This window comes from Salmonella sp. NW38 (assembly GCF_051807745.1).
In the GTDB taxonomy this organism is placed as follows: domain Bacteria; phylum Pseudomonadota; class Gammaproteobacteria; order Enterobacterales; family Enterobacteriaceae; genus Salmonella; species Salmonella enterica.
Window position 1 is genome coordinate 376,376 of sequence record NZ_JAMMTO010000003.1, and the last position, 19,062, is coordinate 395,437.

The 19,062-nt window shown below is 53.4% G+C and carries 14 protein-coding genes; 7 read left to right on the forward strand and 7 right to left on the reverse strand.

Annotated features, from left to right (window positions below; all coding sequences use genetic code 11):
• The first annotated feature begins 112 nt into the window (after positions 1-112).
• The 7 genes from cmoM to NA624_RS08070 all read left to right on the forward strand — a co-directional run bounded on the left by cmoM (position 113) and on the right by NA624_RS08070 (position 11,057).
• Positions 113-916, forward strand: coding sequence for a tRNA uridine 5-oxyacetic acid(34) methyltransferase CmoM (cmoM, locus tag NA624_RS08040; RefSeq protein WP_001154025.1), 804 nt, complete (start codon positions 113-115; stop codon positions 914-916).
• Positions 909-2,231 carry a chromosome partition protein MukF gene (gene mukF / locus NA624_RS08045; protein WP_001288828.1) on the forward strand — a complete coding sequence of 441 codons (1,323 nt, stop codon included), beginning with the start codon at positions 909-911 and terminating at the stop codon, positions 2,229-2,231. The genes cmoM and mukF overlap by 8 nt, the downstream gene beginning before the upstream one ends.
• The gene (gene mukE, locus NA624_RS08050) at positions 2,212-2,916 is read left to right on the forward strand and encodes a chromosome partition protein MukE (RefSeq protein WP_000060026.1); all 705 of its coding nucleotides are present in this window, start codon (positions 2,212-2,214) and stop codon (positions 2,914-2,916) included. Before mukF ends, mukE begins: the two co-directional genes overlap by 20 nt.
• Positions 2,916-7,382, forward strand: coding sequence for a chromosome partition protein MukB (gene mukB / locus NA624_RS08055; RefSeq protein WP_000572739.1), 4,467 nt, complete (start codon positions 2,916-2,918; stop codon positions 7,380-7,382). Before mukE ends, mukB begins: the two co-directional genes overlap by 1 nt.
• Positions 7,383-7,726: 344 nt before the next feature.
• Entirely contained in the window at positions 7,727-9,574 is a 1,848-nt protein-coding gene (ldtD, locus tag NA624_RS08060) for a L,D-transpeptidase (protein WP_000925894.1), read from the forward strand.
• Between the two features lie 259 nt (positions 9,575-9,833).
• Positions 9,834-10,382 carry a YcbK family protein gene (locus NA624_RS08065; protein ID WP_000357052.1) on the forward strand — a complete coding sequence of 183 codons (549 nt, stop codon included), beginning with the start codon at positions 9,834-9,836 and terminating at the stop codon, positions 10,380-10,382.
• A 27-nt stretch (positions 10,383-10,409) separates the two neighbouring features.
• Positions 10,410-11,057: an MBL fold metallo-hydrolase gene (locus tag NA624_RS08070; RefSeq protein WP_001109471.1), complete on the forward strand. Its 648-nt coding sequence runs from the start codon at positions 10,410-10,412 to the stop codon at positions 11,055-11,057.
• Between the two features lie 61 nt (positions 11,058-11,118).
• On the opposite strand, the gene aspC is transcribed toward NA624_RS08070, so the two are convergent.
• The 7 genes from aspC to NA624_RS08105 all read right to left on the reverse strand — a co-directional run bounded on the left by aspC (position 11,119) and on the right by NA624_RS08105 (position 19,023).
• The gene (gene aspC / locus NA624_RS08075; RefSeq protein WP_000462653.1) at positions 11,119-12,309 is read right to left on the reverse strand and encodes an aspartate transaminase; all 1,191 of its coding nucleotides are present in this window, start codon (positions 12,307-12,309) and stop codon (positions 11,119-11,121) included.
• Between the two features lie 184 nt (positions 12,310-12,493).
• Complete coding sequence (gene ompF / locus NA624_RS08080) at positions 12,494-13,585, reverse strand: porin OmpF (protein WP_000977709.1); 1,092 nt, start codon at positions 13,583-13,585, stop codon at positions 12,494-12,496.
• Between the two features lie 606 nt (positions 13,586-14,191).
• Positions 14,192-15,592 carry an asparagine--tRNA ligase gene (gene asnS / locus NA624_RS08085; protein WP_000117867.1) on the reverse strand — a complete coding sequence of 467 codons (1,401 nt, stop codon included), beginning with the start codon at positions 15,590-15,592 and terminating at the stop codon, positions 14,192-14,194.
• 168 nt (positions 15,593-15,760) lie between these two features.
• Positions 15,761-16,963: a nicotinate phosphoribosyltransferase gene (gene pncB / locus NA624_RS08090; RefSeq protein ID WP_000191405.1), complete on the reverse strand. Its 1,203-nt coding sequence runs from the start codon at positions 16,961-16,963 to the stop codon at positions 15,761-15,763.
• Between the two features lie 194 nt (positions 16,964-17,157).
• Positions 17,158-18,450: a FimB-specific integrase Int gene (int, locus tag NA624_RS08095; RefSeq protein WP_001262307.1), complete on the reverse strand. Its 1,293-nt coding sequence runs from the start codon at positions 18,448-18,450 to the stop codon at positions 17,158-17,160.
• Between the two features lie 44 nt (positions 18,451-18,494).
• Positions 18,495-18,743, reverse strand: a complete 249-nt coding sequence (gene xis, locus NA624_RS08100; protein ID WP_000065276.1) for an excisionase Xis — start codon at positions 18,741-18,743, stop codon at positions 18,495-18,497.
• A 40-nt stretch (positions 18,744-18,783) separates the two neighbouring features.
• The gene (locus tag NA624_RS08105) at positions 18,784-19,023 is read right to left on the reverse strand and encodes a DUF4060 family protein (protein WP_001237031.1); all 240 of its coding nucleotides are present in this window, start codon (positions 19,021-19,023) and stop codon (positions 18,784-18,786) included.
• Positions 19,024-19,062 lie beyond the last annotated feature (39 nt).

Consider the following 19,062-nt stretch of genomic DNA (forward strand, 5'->3'; position numbering starts at 1 on the left):
ATATAGCGGAGGATTAACGGTGATATTACACCAGACAGGTTCATTCTGGCCGCGGCTGTGACAAAATAGCGGTTTTATCAGATAACGCCTGAGCCAGCCTGTGGAGAGTCCGATGCAGGATCGCAATTTTGATGACATTGCTGAAAAGTTTTCCCGTAACATTTACGGCACGACCAAAGGGCAACTGCGGCAAGCCATTCTGTGGCAAGACCTCGATCGCGTGCTGGAGGAGATTGGCGGGCGAAAACTGCGGGTACTGGATGCCGGCGGCGGCGAAGGGCAAACGGCGATTAAGATGGCGGAACGCGGCCATCAGGTGACGTTATGCGATCTGTCTGGCGAAATGATCGCCCGCGCGCGGCAGGCGGCCGAGGCAAAAGGTGTGAGCAAAGACATGCATTTTATACAATGCCCGGCTCAGGACGTCGCTTCGCATTTGGAAAGCCCGGTTGATCTGATATTGTTTCATGCTGTGCTGGAGTGGGTAGCCGATCCTGTCGGCGTATTAGAAACGCTCTGGTCAGTATTGCGCCCTGGCGGCGCGCTGTCGTTGATGTTCTATAACGCTAACGGTTTGCTGATGCACAATATGGTGGCGGGTAATTTTGACTACGTGCAGGCGGGGATGCCTAAACGCAAGAAGCGCACGCTGTCGCCTGACTACCCGCGCGATCCCGCGCAGGTGTACCAGTGGCTGGAGGCGATTGGCTGGCAGATTACCGGTAAAACCGGCGTGCGTGTGTTTCATGATTATCTGCGTGAAAAACACCAGCAGCGTGACTGTTATGAGACCCTGGTCGAACTGGAAACGCGTTATTGCCGCCAGGAGCCGTATATTAGCCTTGGGCGCTACATTCATGTCACCGCGATTAAAAGCCCGGCGCTAGCCGCAGATGCAAGGATAACCTATGAGTGAATTTTCCCAGACAGTCCCCGAACTGGTTGCCTGGGCCAGAAAAAACGACTTTTCCATCTCGCTGCCGGTAGACAGACTTTCCTTTCTGCTGGCGGTCGCCACGTTGAACGGCGAACGCCTTGACGGCGAGATGAGTGAAGGCGAGCTGGTGGATGCATTCCGCCATGTGAGTGATGCGTTTGAGCAAACCAGCGAAACCATCGGCGTGCGCGCGAACAACGCGATTAACGATATGGTGCGTCAACGTCTGCTGAACCGCTTTACCAGCGAGCAGGCGGAAGGCAATGCGATTTACCGATTAACCCCGCTCGGGATTGGCATCACCGATTACTACATTCGTCAACGCGAATTCTCTACGCTGCGTCTTTCTATGCAGTTGTCGATTGTGGCCGGCGAATTGAAGCGCGCGGCGGATGCGGCAGCGGAGGGTGGCGATGAGTTCCACTGGCATCGCAACGTTTACGCGCCATTGAAATATTCGGTGGCGGAGATTTTCGACAGTATCGATCTCACCCAGCGCATCATGGATGAACAGCAGCAGCAGGTGAAAGACGATATCGCACAACTGCTGAATAAAGACTGGCGGGCGGCGATTTCCAGCTGTGAACTGCTGCTTTCCGAAACGTCCGGTACGCTGCGCGAATTGCAGGATACGCTGGAGGCGGCGGGCGATAAGCTGCAGGCTAACCTGCTGCGCATTCAGGATGCCACGATGACGCACGACGATCTGCATTTTGTCGACAGGCTGGTGTTTGACTTACAAAGTAAACTCGACCGCATTATCAGTTGGGGTCAGCAGTCTATTGATTTATGGATCGGTTACGATCGTCACGTGCATAAATTTATCCGTACCGCGATCGATATGGATAAAAACCGTGTCTTCGCCCAGCGGTTGCGCCAGTCCGTGCAGACTTATTTTGACGATCCGTGGGCGCTAACCTACGCGAATGCCGATCGTCTGCTGGATATGCGCGATGAAGAGATGGCGTTGCGTGACGATGAAGTCACCGGGGAGTTGCCGCCGGATCTGGAATATGAAGAGTTTAACGAGATCCGCGAGCAGTTAGCGGCCATCATTGAAGAACAGCTGGCTATCTACAAAACCAGACAAACGCCACTGGATCTTGGGCTGGTGGTGCGCGAGTATCTGGCGCAATACCCGCGCGCGCGTCATTTCGACGTGGCGCGTATTGTTATCGATCAAGCGGTACGTCTTGGCGTAGCGCAAGCAGATTTCACCGGGCTGCCAGCCAAATGGCAGCCGATTAATGATTACGGAGCCAAGGTACAGGCGCATGTCATTGACAAATATTGAACAAGTGATGCCGGTTAAGCTGGCGCAGGCGCTGGCGAATCCGTTATTTCCGGCGCTGGATAGCGCATTACGTTCGGGCCGCCACATCGGGCTGGACGAACTGGATAATCATGCCTTTCTGATGGATTTTCAGGAATACCTGGAAGAGTTTTACGCGCGTTATAACGTGGAACTGATTCGCGCGCCGGAGGGGTTCTTCTACCTGCGTCCGCGTTCTACCACGCTTATCCCGCGCTCGGTGTTATCCGAACTGGATATGATGGTCGGTAAAATTCTCTGCTACCTCTATCTTAGCCCGGAGCGTCTGGCTAACGAAGGGATCTTTACTCAGCAGGAGTTGTACGACGAGCTGCTTACCCTTGCGGACGAAGCCAAACTGCTAAAGCTGGTGAATAACCGCTCGACGGGATCTGACGTTGATCGTCAGAAACTGCAGGAAAAGGTGCGTTCTTCTTTGAACCGCCTGCGTCGTTTGGGCATGGTATGGTTTATGGGCCACGATAGCAGCAAATTCCGCATTACCGAATCGGTCTTCCGCTTTGGCGCGGATGTCCGCACCGGCGACGATCCTCGCGAGGCGCAGCGTCGTCTCATCCGCGACGGGGAAGCGATGCCCATTGAAAACCATCTGCAACTTAATGATGAGACCGAAGAGAATCAGCCGGACAGTGGAGAGGAAGAATAATGATTGAACGCGGTAAATTTCGCTCGCTAACGCTGATTAACTGGAACGGTTTTTTTGCCCGCACTTTTGACCTGGATGAACTGGTCACGACGTTATCCGGGGGCAACGGCGCCGGGAAATCCACGACGATGGCGGCGTTCGTCACGGCGCTGATCCCGGATCTTACATTACTGCACTTTCGTAACACCACGGAAGCCGGCGCCACCAGCGGTTCGCGCGATAAAGGTCTGCACGGTAAGCTGAAGGCGGGCGTCTGTTACTCCATGCTCGACACCATTAATTCCCGCCATCAGCGGGTGGTGGTTGGCGTGCGTCTGCAGCAGGTCGCTGGGCGCGATCGCAAAGTGGACATCAAACCGTTCGCTATCCAGGGGCTGCCGATGTCGGTACAGCCGACACAACTGGTGACGGAGACATTAAACGAACGTCAGGCGCGCGTACTGTCGCTTGCTGAGTTGAAAGACAAGCTTGACGAGATGGAAGGCGTGCAGTTTAAGCAGTTTAACTCCATCACCGATTATCATTCGCTGATGTTTGACTTAGGGATTATCGCCCGTCGTCTGCGCTCCGCTTCCGATCGTAGTAAATTCTATCGTTTGATAGAGGCCTCGCTGTACGGCGGGATCTCCAGCGCCATTACCCGATCGCTACGCGATTATTTATTGCCGGAAAACAGCGGCGTGCGCAAGGCGTTCCAGGATATGGAAGCGGCGCTGCGCGAGAACCGACTCACGCTGGAAGCGATTCGTGTTACCCAATCCGATCGCGATCTGTTTAAGCATTTGATCAGCGAAGCCACCGATTATGTGGCGGCGGATTATATGCGCCACGCCAATGAGCGTCGGGTTCACCTTGATCAGGCGTTGGCGTTTCGACGCGAACTGTACACATCGCGCAAACAACTGGCGGCGGAGCAGTACAAGCACGTCGATATGGCCCGTGAGTTGGGCGAACATAACGGCGCCGAAGGTTCTCTGGAAGCGGATTATCAGGCGGCGAGCGATCACCTGAATCTGGTGCAAACCGCGCTGCGCCAGCAGGAAAAAATTGAACGCTACGAAGCGGATCTTGAAGAGCTGCAGATTCGACTCGAAGAGCAAAATGAAGTGGTGGCGGAAGCCGCCGAAATGCAGGACGAAAATGAAGCGCGTGCCGAAGCCGCCGAGCTGGAAGTCGATGAACTCAAAAGCCAGCTTGCGGATTACCAGCAGGCGCTGGATGTACAGCAAACGCGCGCGATTCAGTATAACCAGGCGATATCAGCGCTCGCCCGCGCTAAAGAACTTTGCCATCTGCCGGATCTAACGCCGGAAAGCGCCGCCGAATGGCTGGATACTTTCCAGGCAAAAGAGCAGGAAGCTACGGAAAAACTGCTGTCGTTGGAACAAAAAATGAGCGTGGCGCAAACCGCGCACAGTCAGTTTGAGCAGGCTTACCAGCTGGTGGCGGCGATCAACGGCCCGCTGGCGCGTAGCGAAGCCTGGGACGTGGCGCGCGAGCTGTTACGGGACGGCGTGAACCAGCGTCATCTGGCGGAACAGGTACAGCCGCTGCGGATGCGCCTGAGCGAACTGGAACAGCGGCTGCGCGAGCAGCAAGAGGCGGAACGTCTGCTGGCGGAGTTCTGTAAGCGACAGGGCAAAAATTTTGATATTGACGAACTGGAAGCGCTGCATCAGGAGCTGGAAGCCCGCATCGCGTCCTTGTCTGATAGCGTATCGTCAGCCAGCGAACAGCGTATGGCCTTGCGTCAGGAGCAGGAGCAGCTTCAATCCCGTATCCAGCATCTGATGCAACGCGCTCCTGTCTGGCTGGCGGCGCAAAACAGCCTTAACCAGCTTAGCGAACAGTGTGGCGAGGAGTTTACGTCCAGCCAGGAAGTGACCGAATACCTGCAACAGCTGCTGGAGCGTGAGCGCGAAGCCATTGTCGAACGCGACGAAGTGGGCGCGCGTAAAAATGCGGTTGATGAAGAGATCGAACGTTTAAGCCAGCCGGGCGGCGCGGAAGATCAGCGTTTGAATGCGCTGGCGGAGCGTTTTGGCGGGGTACTGCTGTCGGAAATCTACGATGATGTCAGTCTTGAAGATGCGCCGTACTTTTCCGCACTGTATGGCCCGTCGCGCCATGCGATCGTCGTACCGGATTTATCGCAAATAGCCGAACAGCTTGAAGGTCTGACCGACTGCCCGGAAGATCTGTACCTGATCGAAGGCGATCCGCAGTCTTTTGATGACAGCGTATTCAGCGTTGACGAGCTGGAAAAGGCGGTGGTCGTGAAAATTGCCGACCGTCAGTGGCGTTATTCGCGTTTCCCGTCGCTGCCTATTTTTGGCCGCGCGGCGCGCGAGAACCGTATTGAAAGTCTCCATGCGGAACGGGAAGTGCTTTCCGAGCGCTTTGCCACGCTCTCGTTTGACGTTCAGAAAACCCAGCGTTTGCACCAGGCGTTCAGCCGTTTTATCGGCAGCCACCTTTCCGTTGCTTTTGAGGACGATCCGGAAGCGGAAATTCGCCGACTGAACGGGCGTCGCGTCGAACTGGAGCGCGCGCTGGCGACGCATGAAAGCGACAACCAGCAGCAGCGCCTTCAGTTTGAGCAGGCGAAAGAGGGCGTTTCCGCGCTTAACCGTTTGCTGCCGCGGCTGAATTTATTGGCCGATGAAACGCTGGCCGATCGGGTCGATGAAATTCAGGAACGGTTGGATGAGGCGCAGGAAGCGGCGCGATTTGTGCAGCAATATGGCAACCAGTTAGCCAAACTGGAGCCGGTGGTTTCCGTTCTGCAAAGCGATCCGGAACAGTTTGAGCAGTTAAAAGAAGACTATGCATGGTCGCAGCAAATGCAGCGCGACGCGCGCCAGCAGGCTTTTGCGCTGGCTGAAGTCGTCGAACGTCGGGCGCATTTCAGCTATTCCGACTCGGCGGAAATGTTGAGCGGCAACAGCGATCTCAACGAAAAGCTGCGCCAGCGGCTGGAGCAGGCGGAAGCCGAGCGTACCCGCGCCCGCGAAGCGCTGCGCAGCCATGCCGCGCAGTTAAGTCAGTACAGCCAGGTCCTGGCCTCGCTAAAAAGCTCTTACGACACGAAAAAAGAGCTGCTTAACGATTTGCAGCGCGAATTACAGGATATTGGCGTTCGCGCCGATAGCGGGGCGGAAGAGCGCGCTCGCCAGCGTCGCGATGAACTGCACGCTCAGTTGAGCAATAACCGTTCGCGTCGCAATCAGCTTGAGAAAGCGCTCACTTTCTGCGAAGCGGAGATGGAGAACCTGACCCGTAAGCTGCGCAAGCTGGAGCGCGATTATCATGAAATGCGCGAGCAGGTCGTAACCGCGAAAGCCGGCTGGTGCGCAGTCATGCGGATGGTGAAAGACAATGGCGTGGAACGCCGTCTGCACCGTCGTGAGCTGGCTTATCTGTCGGCGGATGAACTGCGCTCCATGTCGGATAAGGCGTTGGGCGCGCTGCGCCTGGCCGTCGCGGATAACGAACATCTGCGCGACGTATTGCGTCTGTCGGAAGATCCGAAACGCCCGGAACGTAAAATCCAGTTCTTTGTGGCCGTTTACCAGCATCTGCGCGAACGTATTCGTCAGGATATTATTCGTACCGACGATCCGGTTGAAGCCATTGAACAAATGGAGATTGAGCTGAGCCGTCTGACGGAAGAGCTGACATCGCGTGAGCAAAAGCTGGCGATCAGTTCCCGCAGCGTGGCAAACATCATCCGCAAGACTATCCAGCGTGAGCAGAACCGTATTCGTATGCTGAACCAGGGTTTGCAAAGCGTCTCGTTTGGCCAGGTGAATAGCGTGCGGTTAAACGTCAACGTGCGTGAAACGCATGCCACCTTGCTGGATGTGCTTTCAGAACAGCAAGAGCAGCACCAGGATCTGTTTAACAGCAATCGTCTGACCTTCTCTGAAGCGCTGGCGAAACTGTACCAGCGTCTGAATCCGCAGATCGATATGGGGCAACGCACGCCGCAGACCATCGGCGAGGAGTTGCTGGACTACCGTAACTATCTGGAAATGGAAGTTGAAGTTAACCGTGGGTCTGACGGCTGGCTGCGTGCGGAATCCGGCGCGCTATCCACGGGTGAAGCTATCGGGACCGGGATGTCAATTCTGGTGATGGTGGTGCAAAGCTGGGAAGACGAAGCGCGCAGACTGCGCGGGAAAGATATTTCGCCATGTCGCCTGCTGTTCCTCGATGAAGCGGCGCGTCTGGATGCGCGCTCTATCGCCACGCTGTTTGAACTATGCGAACGTTTGCAGATGCAGCTCATCATCGCCGCGCCGGAAAACATCAGTCCGGAGAAGGGCACGACGTATAAACTGGTGCGTAAAGTGTTTCAGAATACTGAGCATGTTCATGTTGTCGGGCTGCGTGGCTTTGCGCCGCAGCTTCCGGAAACGCTTCCCGGTACGCGGACGGAAGATACGCCTTCAGAAGCGAGTTAAATACGGCAGAAATAATGAAGTGCCCGATGGCGCCTCGTTTATCAGGCAAGGCCGGATAAGTCGGTTACGCCGCCATCCGGCACAACAAGTTCTGCTTTATCATTACCCTGGGGCGGCGAAAGCCGCCTTTTTCTTTATCTGAAAAATCTCTCCGGGTAGTGCATTTTCTTTAAACTTCTTTACATTAGGTTAGGCAAAAACGTAACGAACTTTATATACTGGAGTTAAGCCTGACGAGTGAGCAGGCTGACTCGTCATACTAAACAAAAGCATCGGTTGAGGTTGACCCGCGCTGCGGGCAGCACAGTCATGCGGAGTATGATAACGAAAACAGGGGGCAAGGGATGTTGCTTAACAAGATGTGTGGTCGTTGTCTGTCGGCAATCAGTTTATGCCTGGCCGTAACATTCGCTCCACTGTTCAATGCGCAGGCCGATGAGCCTGAAATGATACCTGGCGATAGCGCCGTTGCCGCGACGGATCAGGCTGGGCCGCAGAAGCAATCCGCCGCGACGGCGATTATGGCCGGGATTCAGCCGCTGCCGGAGGGCGTTTCAGCCGAGAAAGTCCGGGCTGATTTACAGTCGCAGCTTCCTTCCGGCTATACGCCGGTCTATATGAGCCAGCTAACATTGCTGTATGCCGCGCGCGACATGAAGCCCATGTGGGATAATCGCGATGCGGTGAAAGCCTTCCAGCAACAGTTGGCGGAGGTGGCGATTGCCGGATTCCAGCCGCAGTTTACCGCCTGGGTGGCATTGTTGACCGATCCCGCCGTAAACGGTATGGCGCGCGATGTTGTGTTGTCAGACGCCATGATGGGCTATCTCCATTTCATTGCGAATATCCCCGTCAAAGGCCAGCGCTGGTTATATAGCAACAAACCTTACGCATTGGCGACGCCGCCAGTCTCGGTGATTAACCAGTGGCAAATCGCGCTGGAAGAGGGGCAGTTGCCGATGTATATCGCCAGCCTGGCGCCGCAGCATCCACAGTATGCGCCCATGCATGACGCGCTACTGAAGCTGGTGGCGGACTCTCGCCCGTGGCCGCAGTTGACCAATACCGCGACGCTGCGCCCGGGGCAATGGAGTAACGATGTGCCTGCGCTGCGCGAAATATTACAGCGTACGGGGACGCTGGATGGCGGTCCAAAGATAGCCTTACCCGGCGATAACACTGCTGATAGCGCCGTCGTCAGCCCCTCCGCCGCGGTAGTCGAAACATCGGTGGCGCAGCCGGTCGACGAACAAACGGCCCGCCGTAGTAAGTCGGCTCCGGCGGCACGCGCCTACGATCGTGAACTGGTCGAGGCGGTAAAGCGTTTTCAGGCATGGCAAGGGCTGGGGGCGGATGGCGTTATTGGCCCGGCGACGCGTAACTGGCTTAATATGACCCCCGCGCAACGCGCAGGCGTACTGGCACTGAATATCCAACGTTTACGCCTGCTGCCGGCGGAACTCTCTACCGGTATTATGGTAAACATTCCCGCTTATTCGCTGGTCTACTATCAGAATGGCAACCAGGTGCTGGCTTCGAGGGTGATCGTCGGGCGTCCTGACCGTAAAACGCCGATGATGAGCAGCGCGCTGAATAATGTGGTGGTGAACCCGCCGTGGAACGTTCCGCCCACGCTTGCGCGTAAAGACATTTTACCGAAGGTGTGGAATGACCCAGGCTATCTGGAGCGCCATGGCTACACCGTGATGCGCGGCTGGAACAGCAAAGAAGCGATCGATCCGTGGCAGGTTGACTGGGCCACCATTACGCCATCGAATCTTCCGTTCCGTTTCCAGCAGGCGCCAGGCGCGCACAATTCGCTGGGGCGTTATAAATTTAATATGCCGAGTTCAGATGCGATCTATCTGCACGATACGCCCAACCATACTCTCTTTCAGCGTGACGCCAGGGCGTTAAGTTCCGGCTGCGTGCGGGTCAATAAGGCCTCTGAACTGGCGAATATGCTCTTGCAGGATGCTGGCTGGAACGATGCGCGGATCTCAGGCGCCCTGAAGCAAGGCGACACGCGGTATGTCAATATCCGGCAGAACATTCCAGTAAATCTTTACTATCTGACCGCGTTTGTCGGCGCAGATGGACGTATGCAATATCGTACAGATATTTACAATTACGATCTCACAGCGCGATCCAGCGCACAAATTGTGCCAAAGGTTGAACAATTAATCAGGTAAATGAAGAAGTTCTGGTAAATATGTTGTCCTAATGTTTGGCTTCAACGGGGCGTTTCGCTGTAGACCCCCGTTGTGGCTGGGGGAGGGCCATCTTGACGCGGGCTTTATCGGCAGTTAAGGTGCCTTTCGTGCGCCAGAAGTGCATATACAACAACCTTTAAGTCGACCGGGCCGTTCAGAAGTCTGTGCCAGCCGGTATCATGTCTGCTTAAAGGTAGAAGTGTATTAACGATAACATTGACCTGTAGACCTGATTATCATGGACAAATTTGACGCTAATCGCCGCAAGCTGCTGGCGCTTGGTGGTGTCGCTCTCGGCGCCGCCATCCTGCCCGCGCCAGCGTTTGCCACACTCTCGACCCCACGCCCGCGCATTTTGACGTTAAACAATCTCCATACCGGAGAGTCAATCAAGGCGGAGTTTTTCGATGGAAGAGCCTATATTCAGGATGAATTAGCAAAGTTAAACCATTTTTTCCGTGACTATCGCGCGAATAAAGTCCGATCAATCGATCCCCGCCTGTTTGACCAACTTTACCGACTTCAGGGGCTGTTAGGGACGCGTAAACCTGTGCAGCTCATCTCGGGCTACCGTTCTCTTGATACCAATAATGAATTACGCGCCCGTAGCAGCGGCGTAGCGAAAAAAAGCTACCATACAAAAGGGCAGGCGATGGATTTTCATATTGAGGGCGTGGCGCTGAGCAATATTCGCAAAGCGGCGTTATCTATGCGCGCAGGTGGTGTAGGATATTACCCACGTAGTAACTTTGTGCATATTGATACCGGGCCGGCGCGGCACTGGTAATCAGCGAGGCTTAATCAAAGGAGCAGTATGAACTATCGTATTATTCCGGTCACCGCGTTCTCCCAGAACTGTTCATTAATCTGGTGCGAACAAACCCGGCTGGCGGCGCTGGTCGATCCGGGCGGCGACGCGGAAAAAATTAAACAGGAAGTGGACGCCAGCGGCGTGACGTTGATGCAAATTTTACTCACGCATGGGCATCTCGATCATGTCGGCGCGGCGAGTGAACTGGCGCAGCATTACGGCGTTCCTGTTATCGGTCCGGAAAAAGAAGATGAGTTCTGGCTGCAAGGACTGCCGGCGCAAAGCCGCATGTTTGGTCTGGATGAGTGTCAGCCGCTGACGCCTGATCGCTGGTTGAACGACGGCGATCGCGTCAGCGTGGGGAATGTGACGTTACAGGTGTTACATTGTCCGGGACACACGCCGGGACACGTGGTTTTCTTTGATGAACAGTCGCAACTGCTGATCTCCGGCGATGTGATTTTCAAAGGTGGCGTCGGGCGCAGCGATTTTCCTCGCGGCGATCACACCCAGTTGATTGACGCTATTAAGCGTAAATTATTGCCGCTTGGCGATGATGTGACCTTTATTCCTGGCCACGGCCCGCTCTCTACGCTCGGGTACGAGCGTCTGCATAATCCCTTCCTGCAAGATGAGATGCCGGTCTGGTAAGCAGAATGAAAAAGCCTGCAATGTGCAGGCTTTTTTATCGGTCACGCCAGTCGGCAGCTTTTTACAGTACCGCGACAATGGCTTCGCACAGCGGCGCCATATTATCCGGGGTCATGCCCGCCACGTTCACGCGACCAGAAGCCACGGCATAAACGCCGAACTCTTCACGCAGACGCAGCACCTGATCTTTGGTCAGACCGCTGAATGAGAACATCCCGTTCTGCTTGATAATAAAGCTGAAGTCACGGTTCGCGCCTTTTTCCTGCAAGGTATTCACGAACAGTTGACGCATACGCTGAATACGCTGGCGCATATCCGTCAGTTCCTGTTCCCAGATAGCGCGCAGGGCGTCATTACTCAGGATAGTCGCGACGATGGACGCGCCGTGCGCTGGCGGGTTGGAGTAGTTAGCGCGAATGGCGGATTTCATCTGGCTAAAAGCGCGATCCACGGTTTCCGCATCGGCGGCAACGAGGGTGCAGGCGCCGACTCGTTCATTATATAAGCCGAAGTTTTTGGAGTAGGAGCTGGCGACAATGAGCTCTTTATGCAGCGCGGCAAAGGCGCGCAGACCTTCCGCATCTTCTTCCAGGCCGCGGGCAAAGCCCTGGTAAGCGAAATCGAATAGCGGCAGCCACCCTTTTTCAACGGAAAGCTCAGCCAGAACCTGCCACTGTTCCAGAGTAGGGTCAATGCCGGTTGGGTTATGACAGCAACCGTGGAACAGAACCACATCGCCGGCCTGAGCTTCGCTCAGGCTGGCTTGTAACGCTTCAAAATCCAGCGTGTGATTTTCCGCATCGTAGTAAGCGTACTCCCGAACTTCCAGGCCGGCAGCGTTAAACACGCTTTTGTGGTTCGGCCAGCTGGGGTTGCTCACCCACACCCGTTTTACCGGAGTATTTTTTGCCAAAAAGTCGGCGGCAATGCGTAACGCGCCGGTACCGCCCGGCGTTTGCGCCGTGCGTGCGCGCTTATCGTTAATCAGCGCGCTGCCTTTGCCGAACAGCAGTTCCTGAGTGCAGCGAGCAAATTCCGGAATCCCGTCAATGCCGAGATAGTTTTTCGTCGTTTCATTTTCCAGTAAATACTGCTCGGCTTTTTTAACGCTGGTGAGCACCGGTGTTTTGCCGGTTTCATCTTTATATACGCCAATGCCAAGGTTAATTTTCCCTGGACGGTCATCGGCGCGAAACAGATCGGCCAGGCCCAAAATCGGGTCGGCAGGAGCGGCGGTTATGTTCTCAAACATGACGAGGTTCCATTATAGTTACAGAAGGGAAATCCGCTATCAGGTTAACGGCAGATTTACAAAATGCCAACCGTTAGCGCTAAAAAGCCCGCCTGTTTTTGAAAGACGCACATTTTCTCTAAGAGAGATAAAAAAACAGGACCGAAGTCCTGTTTTTGAGGCATAAAACAAAGGGGTCTGCTGATCAGAACTGGTAAGTAATACCGACAGCCGCCTGATCGTCGGTGCCAACGTAGCTGGAGCTGTAGTCGTTTTCGTCCAGCAGGTTGAAACGGTAGTCAACCCATACGTTCATGTTTTTGTTGAAGTAGTAAGTCGCGCCCGCCTGAATATATTTCGCCAGATCGGCCGAGCCGTCGGCGCCGTTCAACTGCTTACCTTTACTCTGCACATACGAGATTGCCGGACGCAGGCCGAAGTCAAACTGGTACTGAGCGACCACTTCCAGGTTCTGCGTTTTGTTTGCCATTTCCACGGTATCGGTAACCGTATTTTCAACAATGCTCATATTGCGGGTTTCAGCATATACGGCAGCCAGGTAGACGTTGTTTGCATCATATTTCGCGCCAACGGCCCATGACTCTGCGCGATCGCCATTACCATCGCGATCCTGCTGATCGTTAGTACGCTTGCTGTTGCTGTACGCTGCGGTGACGCCAAAGCCGTCGAACTCATATGCCATGGTGTAACCTACGCCATCGCCATTCTGAGAGTTAATGCTGTGGTTGTCCTGATTTTTACCCTGATACTGGATACCGAAAGAGAGACCGTCCACCAGACCAAAGAAGTCAGAGTTACGGTAGGTCAACAAACCGCCAGCACGGCTGGTCATGTAGTTATCAGTATAGGCGCCGCCCCAGGTTTCGCCGGAGAAGTAGGGGGCCATATCGGTATAGGATTCAACATCGTAAACGATACCGTAGTTACGACCATAATCGATTGAACCCACTTCCGCGTATTTCAAACCCGCGAAAGCCAGACGGACCAGATTCGAGTTCTGCTGTTCGCCTTCAGCGCGGTCTGCTTTAGTACGGTATTCCCACTGACCGAAACCGGTCAGATCGGTGTTAATCTGCGTTTCCCCTTTAAAACCAATCTGGGCATAAGTCTGGTCGGCATTTTTGCTATCGCCGGTCGTTGTCCATACGTGACGACCCACGGCTTTACCGTACAGATCCAGCTTATTACCATCTTTATTATAAATTTCTGCTGCGTTTGCGGTTGCAGCAGCCAGCAGGGCAGGGATCACCGCTGCCAGGATTTTGCGCTTCATCATTATTTATTACCCTCATTGGTTTTTTTATATGACACCTGCCACTGCCGTCAATAAATTCCGTCAATAAAACTTTACAGAAATATTGATGAGAGTTTGGTGTCTTTATGTGTCTGACAGGCATCTTTCCATTCAAACTAACGTTTCGCTACCGTGAAAGTGCTACAAATATAAAGATTTAGTTTCAAAAGGAAAAAATATGTAAACAAATGTTATTTTCGCGGAACTTTGTGAACAACGTCAAACTTCCCCTGAGTTCTCGCTTTGATTTGATCGTTTTTCTTTTATCACTATGATTTTATTGTAATTATTGGCTTGTAGAACCGTTGTGCCTGAAAAAGCAGCAGACGAGCCATTTCATAAAAATAGCCATTTAGAAGTCTTGATGTCTGAAATTATGGTGAAAAATTGTGCTATTAGAACAGAAAAATCTAATCCGCAATAAAATTAAGGATTAATTTTTATGTGTAAATATTTTCGTGAAATATACAGTAACAAGATGTGGTAATTCAGAGGGTTGTAATTAAATTTATTTACTTATTGATAATAAAACTGACATTCAGGCGAAAAAAAAGGCCAGCATAGCTGGCCTTGAGTGTGACGTAAAAATCAGAAGCTGGCGTTGCGTGGGGTCCGTGGGAACGGAATAACATCGCGCACGTTTTGCACACCCGTGACGTAAGCGATAAGGCGTTCAAAGCCCAGGCCAAAGCCGGAATGCGGTACAGTACCGTAGCGACGCAAGTCGCGATACCACCAGTAATCCTCTTTATTCAGCCCCATTTCGGCCATACGGGCATCCAGCACATCCAGACGCTCTTCACGCTGGGAACCACCGATGATTTCGCCGATTCCCGGCGCCAGCACATCCATGGCCGCCACGGTTTTGCCATCTTCGTTAAGGCGCATGTAAAATGCTTTAATTTCCTTCGGATAGTTTTTCACCACTACCGGCGCTTTGAAATGCTCTTCCGCCAGATAACGTTCGTGTTCGGAAGAGAGGTCGACGCCCCAGAACACCGGGTTTTCAAATGTCTTACCACAGCGTTCCAGAATGGCGACCGCATCGGTGTAATCCACCTGAGCGAAGTCGGTAGAGACAAAACGCTCCAGACGAGCGATAGCGTCTTTATCCACGCGTTCGGCAAAGAACTTCATATCATCCGCACGCTCTTCCAGAACCGCCTTGAAGACATATTTCAGCATGGCTTCCGCCAGACGGGCGTTGTCTTCCAGATCGGCGAACGCCACTTCCGGCTCCAGCATCCAGAACTCCGCCAGGTGGCGGCTGGTGTTGGAATTTTCCGCGCGGAAGGTCGGCCCAAAAGTATAGATTTTGGACAGCGCACAGGCATACGTTTCACCGTTGAGCTGGCCGGAGACGGTCAGGAATGATTCTTTGCCAAAAAAGTCTTTGTCAAAATCTACTCTGCCCTGGTCGTTACGCGGCAGGTTTTCCAGATCCAACGTTGAGACGCGGAACATTTCGCCAGCGCCTTCGGTATCGGAAGCGGTAATCAGCGGGGTAGAGACCCAAAAGAAACCCTGCTCATCGAAGAAGCGATGCAGCGCCTGCGCCAGAGTATGGCGGACGCGCGCTACCGCGCCAATCAGGTTGGTGCGCGGGCGCAGATGCGCGACCTCACGCAGATACTCAATGCTATGGCGTTTTGCCGCCATCGGGTAGGTATCCGGATCTTCCACCCAGCCTGCGACCTCTACTTTCGTAGCCTGGATTTCGAAACTTTGCCCCTGTCCCGGCGACGCGACAACCTTACCTGTTACTACTACGGAGCAGCCTGTCGTCAGGTGTAATACTTCTTCATTATAATTGGGCAGAGAATTATTAATGACAGCCTGTACAGGATCAAAGCAGGAGCCGTCATAAACGGCGAGGAAGGAGATGCCAGCTTTTGAATCTCGGCGGGTACGCACCCATCCGCGCACGGTGACTTCTTGGTCAACGGCTACGCGGCCCTGGAGTACGTCGGCTACAGGCACAACGCTCATAATATTCTCTCTGTTAATAGTCGGAAAAAATAAACACTTGTCCACCCGAAATGGGGGTATTCCTATGTTACCTGGCATCTGCAATCAGACAAGCAGAAATCGCAGCTGAAGTGAAAGATTTCGGAAATAAACCTGAAAAAGGAGCCCAGGCAGGCTCCCTGGAAAGAATTAACTGGCTTTGCGGATCTGCGGGAGATCAAAGGCTTTACGCAGCGCGCGCACAAACGCTTTATCATGACAGATCGTTTTACCGGGGCTGTCGGAAAGTTTAGCCACCGGCTTTCCGTTACATTCCACGAGTTTAATCACAATATTGAGCGGTTTTACCTGAGGGATATCGCAGGTCAGGCGGGTACCGATGCCGAAGCTTAACTGCACGCGAGAGGCGAAATGGCGATAGAGCTCGACCGCCTTTTGCAGATCAAGGTTATCTGAAAAGACCAGCGTTTTTGTCAGCGGATCAATCCCCAGCTTTTCATAATGGGCAATCGCCTTTTCGCCCCATGCGACAGGGTCTCCTGAGTCGTGGCGTAACCCCTGATAACGGCTGGCGAATTCAATGCCGAAATCGCGTAAAAACGCATCCATTGTAATGCAATCTGTCAATGCGATACCAAGCTGGTCCGGATATTCGTTAAGCCAGGCGGCCAACGCGGCACGCTGGCTGGTCGCCAGGTCCGGACTGATTTGTTGATGCGCCTGGAACCATTCGTGCGCCTGAGTGCCCATCGGCGTCAGCGCCAGGCGACGCGCGAGATCATAGTTGCTGGTGCCGACGAACCATGACTCCTGCTGGAGACGTTTAACTATCGCCTGCTGCACTTCACGAGAGAAACGGCGGCGGGTGCCGAAGTCCATCAGGTGGAAGCGGGACATATCGAGATTGGCGGTTAACGCAGTGAAATCAACCAGCTTACTTTCCAGCGCGTCGAGCGCCTGATCAACGCCCGCGTTTGGCGAGCGGTAGTGATGAACCAGCTCACTGATCACGGCCAGCAGCGGCACTTCCCACATAATGACTTCACGCCACGGGCCGGTTAAGCGAATATTCAGCTTGCCGTTATCGTTGGTGACACAGACTTGAGCTGGGTTATAGCGAAACTCGCGTAACCAGTTCAGATAATCCGGTTTAAAAAAGGGCAGGCCGGAGAGCCACTGGAACTCGTCCTCCTGGAGGCGCAGGTGCTGCATCGCGTCCACCTGCTCGCGAATAGCATCGGCATAAATACCCAGCAGGTCGTCGCCACGGCAACGAAACTCAGCCGCTACCTGCACATCATAGTAGTGGTGAAAAACGGCTTGCTGCATATGCAACTTATAAGCATCTGTATCCAGCAACGAGTGCAGAACAGGAGAAGCGAATTGTGTCATAGGTGCGCTGTTGCGTCCTCTCACGGGAGCGTTTAGTACAATAAACAACTAAGAAAACCGCTGGAGTATACCTTGTTTAGCGATTTATTGAACCCCGATCACACCATAAGCTGTCTTTAGGGTCGAGCGCATTTCGTGCCCCATGTTATAAAAATGTAGCGATGCGACTGCTAACCCCTTGAATTTAAGGATTTCTACTGCGCTGCTACCATGCTTTGGGGCAGTGATGGGGCATAGCGGGAAAGTGCCTGGTTGAGCAGAGAAACCTGTTCTGCGCTCTTCTCTGACATCCACTTTCCATACACCTTGTAAACCATCTGTGCATCGGTATGCCCCATCTGCGTTGCTATAAAGTTTGGGTTAGCACCAGCTGATAATGACCAGCATGCATAGGTATGTCGTGACTGATACGCGTTACGGTAACGAATGCCGGCACGCTTGATTATCGGGGCCCAAATTTTATTAATGGAATTAACCGCGTAGTGATATCCTGTGCGAGGTCCACGTTTGACGCATTGAGGGCTGAATACGAACGTGCAGGGCTGAATGACAGATTGTCCATATTCCCGCAACTTCACTTCAACCTCAAACTGCCGGCCAAGGCGTGTCAACTGGGCCTGATTCCTCAGGGCATCAATAGCTGGTTGAATGAGATATATCACCCTGTCAGTACCTGCGTCGGTTTTTGGCAGGGTGAACTCATCCGTCTGGGTAAGGTTGCGCTTCACAATGATCGTCCCGGCATGCAGATCGATATCTTCCCAGGCCAGACCGCACAACTCCCCATGCCTCATTCCGGTATAGACTGCCAGTGACCAGAGATTTCTCATCTGCTGGTGTCCGCATGCCTGGATAAACCTGATGAACTCGTCTGTCGTGAGTGGATCTGGTTCCCCTTTCGCTTTCTTGAGACGGTTAATTCCGCTAAACGGGTTTTCCTTTGCATAGCCGTTATCTGTTCCAAACTGGAAGATCTCGGCCATCAGCATCATGTAATTATTCACTGTGGACGATTTCCGGCCTTTAACCTGAGTCCGGTGATCCTTCTTCATTACCTGAAAGCCCGTCAGCAACTCCTTCCTGACATACAGCAAATCCTCAGTAGTCACCGCAGAAACCATTTTGTTTTCGCCGATGAGTGGAAGCATGTTTTTTATGATAGATTCGTACCTACTCATGGTATTAGAGCTGATCTCCATTCTCTTCAGCTCGGACCATCTTTCGGTAAGCTCCAGCACAGTAATTTCCTTTCTATCCTGACCGAACCGGGCAAGGTTCGGTGAGTTTGGGAATTTTTCCACATAGTTAAAATTCCCCATCCTTATCGCAAAACAAACCGAAGAACGCAGTTCGCCAGCTATCTTGCGATTTTTTGCAGTGTCAGGGATACCAAGGTTTTCCCTGACACGTTTACCTTTATACAGAAACCAGATGCGGAGCGAACCGCCGTGGTTTTCGACGCCTGTCGGGTATGATGCATTAGCCATTAATCCCTCCTGACGTCCAGGAGCATTGACGAGTGTACTGCTTTTCATGTTGTCTTCGCACCTGGTTGATTTTTTTTCTGCGCCTCGATCCACTGATCAACGGCTTCTCTGTTGTATATGCATTCGCTCGAAGGCTTCGGATTTCCGTCTGGTGAAATGTGCAGGTACTCGCGGCCCAGCATCCAGGATTCTTTTCTGGCGCGGGTAATGGTTCCGGGCTTAAGCCCGGTAACCGCAATCAGAACTTTTTCGCTAACCCACTTGTTTGGCGTCAGTTGGATAATGTTGCTCATCGTTTTCTCCAGTGGCCCCGCAGCGGGCCATCGCTAATATTCAGTTTGCCTGTGCTGGCAGATTTCTAAGTTTCCGGACGCCGATCATTGCGGTGGCTACGTAGCTGGTGGCCCGGTTAACTACTTCAACAGGCACCTTTACGCCATCCACTACAACGGTGTAATTGGTAACGTGCTTTTGTCTGCCGTAATCGCCGAACTTTTCATGATGCGCCGCCAGTGCAACATCACATGCGCGACGGCCCAATGGCGATTGCTTACTGCGATTTATAAGGCGCATAAAACCTCCTCAGGCGGGAGGGCGTAACCCCTCCCGATG

Bases quoted from the DNA above. Each gene is read 5' to 3' on its own strand.
- NA624_RS08065 (WP_000357052.1), top strand. From the start codon at position 9,834: ATGGACAAATTTGACGCTAATCGCCGCAAGCTGCTGGCGCTTGGTGGT.
- mukF (WP_001288828.1), top strand. From the start codon at position 909: ATGAGTGAATTTTCCCAGACAGTCCCCGAACTGGTTGCCTGGGCCAGA.
- xis (WP_000065276.1), bottom strand. From the start codon at position 18,743: ATGAGCAACATTATCCAACTGACGCCAAACAAGTGGGTTAGCGAAAAA.
- pncB (WP_000191405.1), bottom strand. From the start codon at position 16,963: ATGACACAATTCGCTTCTCCTGTTCTGCACTCGTTGCTGGATACAGAT.
- cmoM (WP_001154025.1), top strand. From the start codon at position 113: ATGCAGGATCGCAATTTTGATGACATTGCTGAAAAGTTTTCCCGTAAC.
- aspC (WP_000462653.1), bottom strand. From the start codon at position 12,309: ATGTTTGAGAACATAACCGCCGCTCCTGCCGACCCGATTTTGGGCCTG.
- asnS (WP_000117867.1), bottom strand. From the start codon at position 15,592: ATGAGCGTTGTGCCTGTAGCCGACGTACTCCAGGGCCGCGTAGCCGTT.
- NA624_RS08070 (WP_001109471.1), top strand. From the start codon at position 10,410: ATGAACTATCGTATTATTCCGGTCACCGCGTTCTCCCAGAACTGTTCA.
- mukB (WP_000572739.1), top strand. From the start codon at position 2,916: ATGATTGAACGCGGTAAATTTCGCTCGCTAACGCTGATTAACTGGAAC.
- ompF (WP_000977709.1), bottom strand. From the start codon at position 13,585: ATGATGAAGCGCAAAATCCTGGCAGCGGTGATCCCTGCCCTGCTGGCT.
- mukE (WP_000060026.1), top strand. From the start codon at position 2,212: ATGTCATTGACAAATATTGAACAAGTGATGCCGGTTAAGCTGGCGCAG.
- int (WP_001262307.1), bottom strand. From the start codon at position 18,450: ATGGCTAATGCATCATACCCGACAGGCGTCGAAAACCACGGCGGTTCG.
- NA624_RS08105 (WP_001237031.1), bottom strand. From the start codon at position 19,023: ATGCGCCTTATAAATCGCAGTAAGCAATCGCCATTGGGCCGTCGCGCA.
- ldtD (WP_000925894.1), top strand. From the start codon at position 7,727: ATGTTGCTTAACAAGATGTGTGGTCGTTGTCTGTCGGCAATCAGTTTA.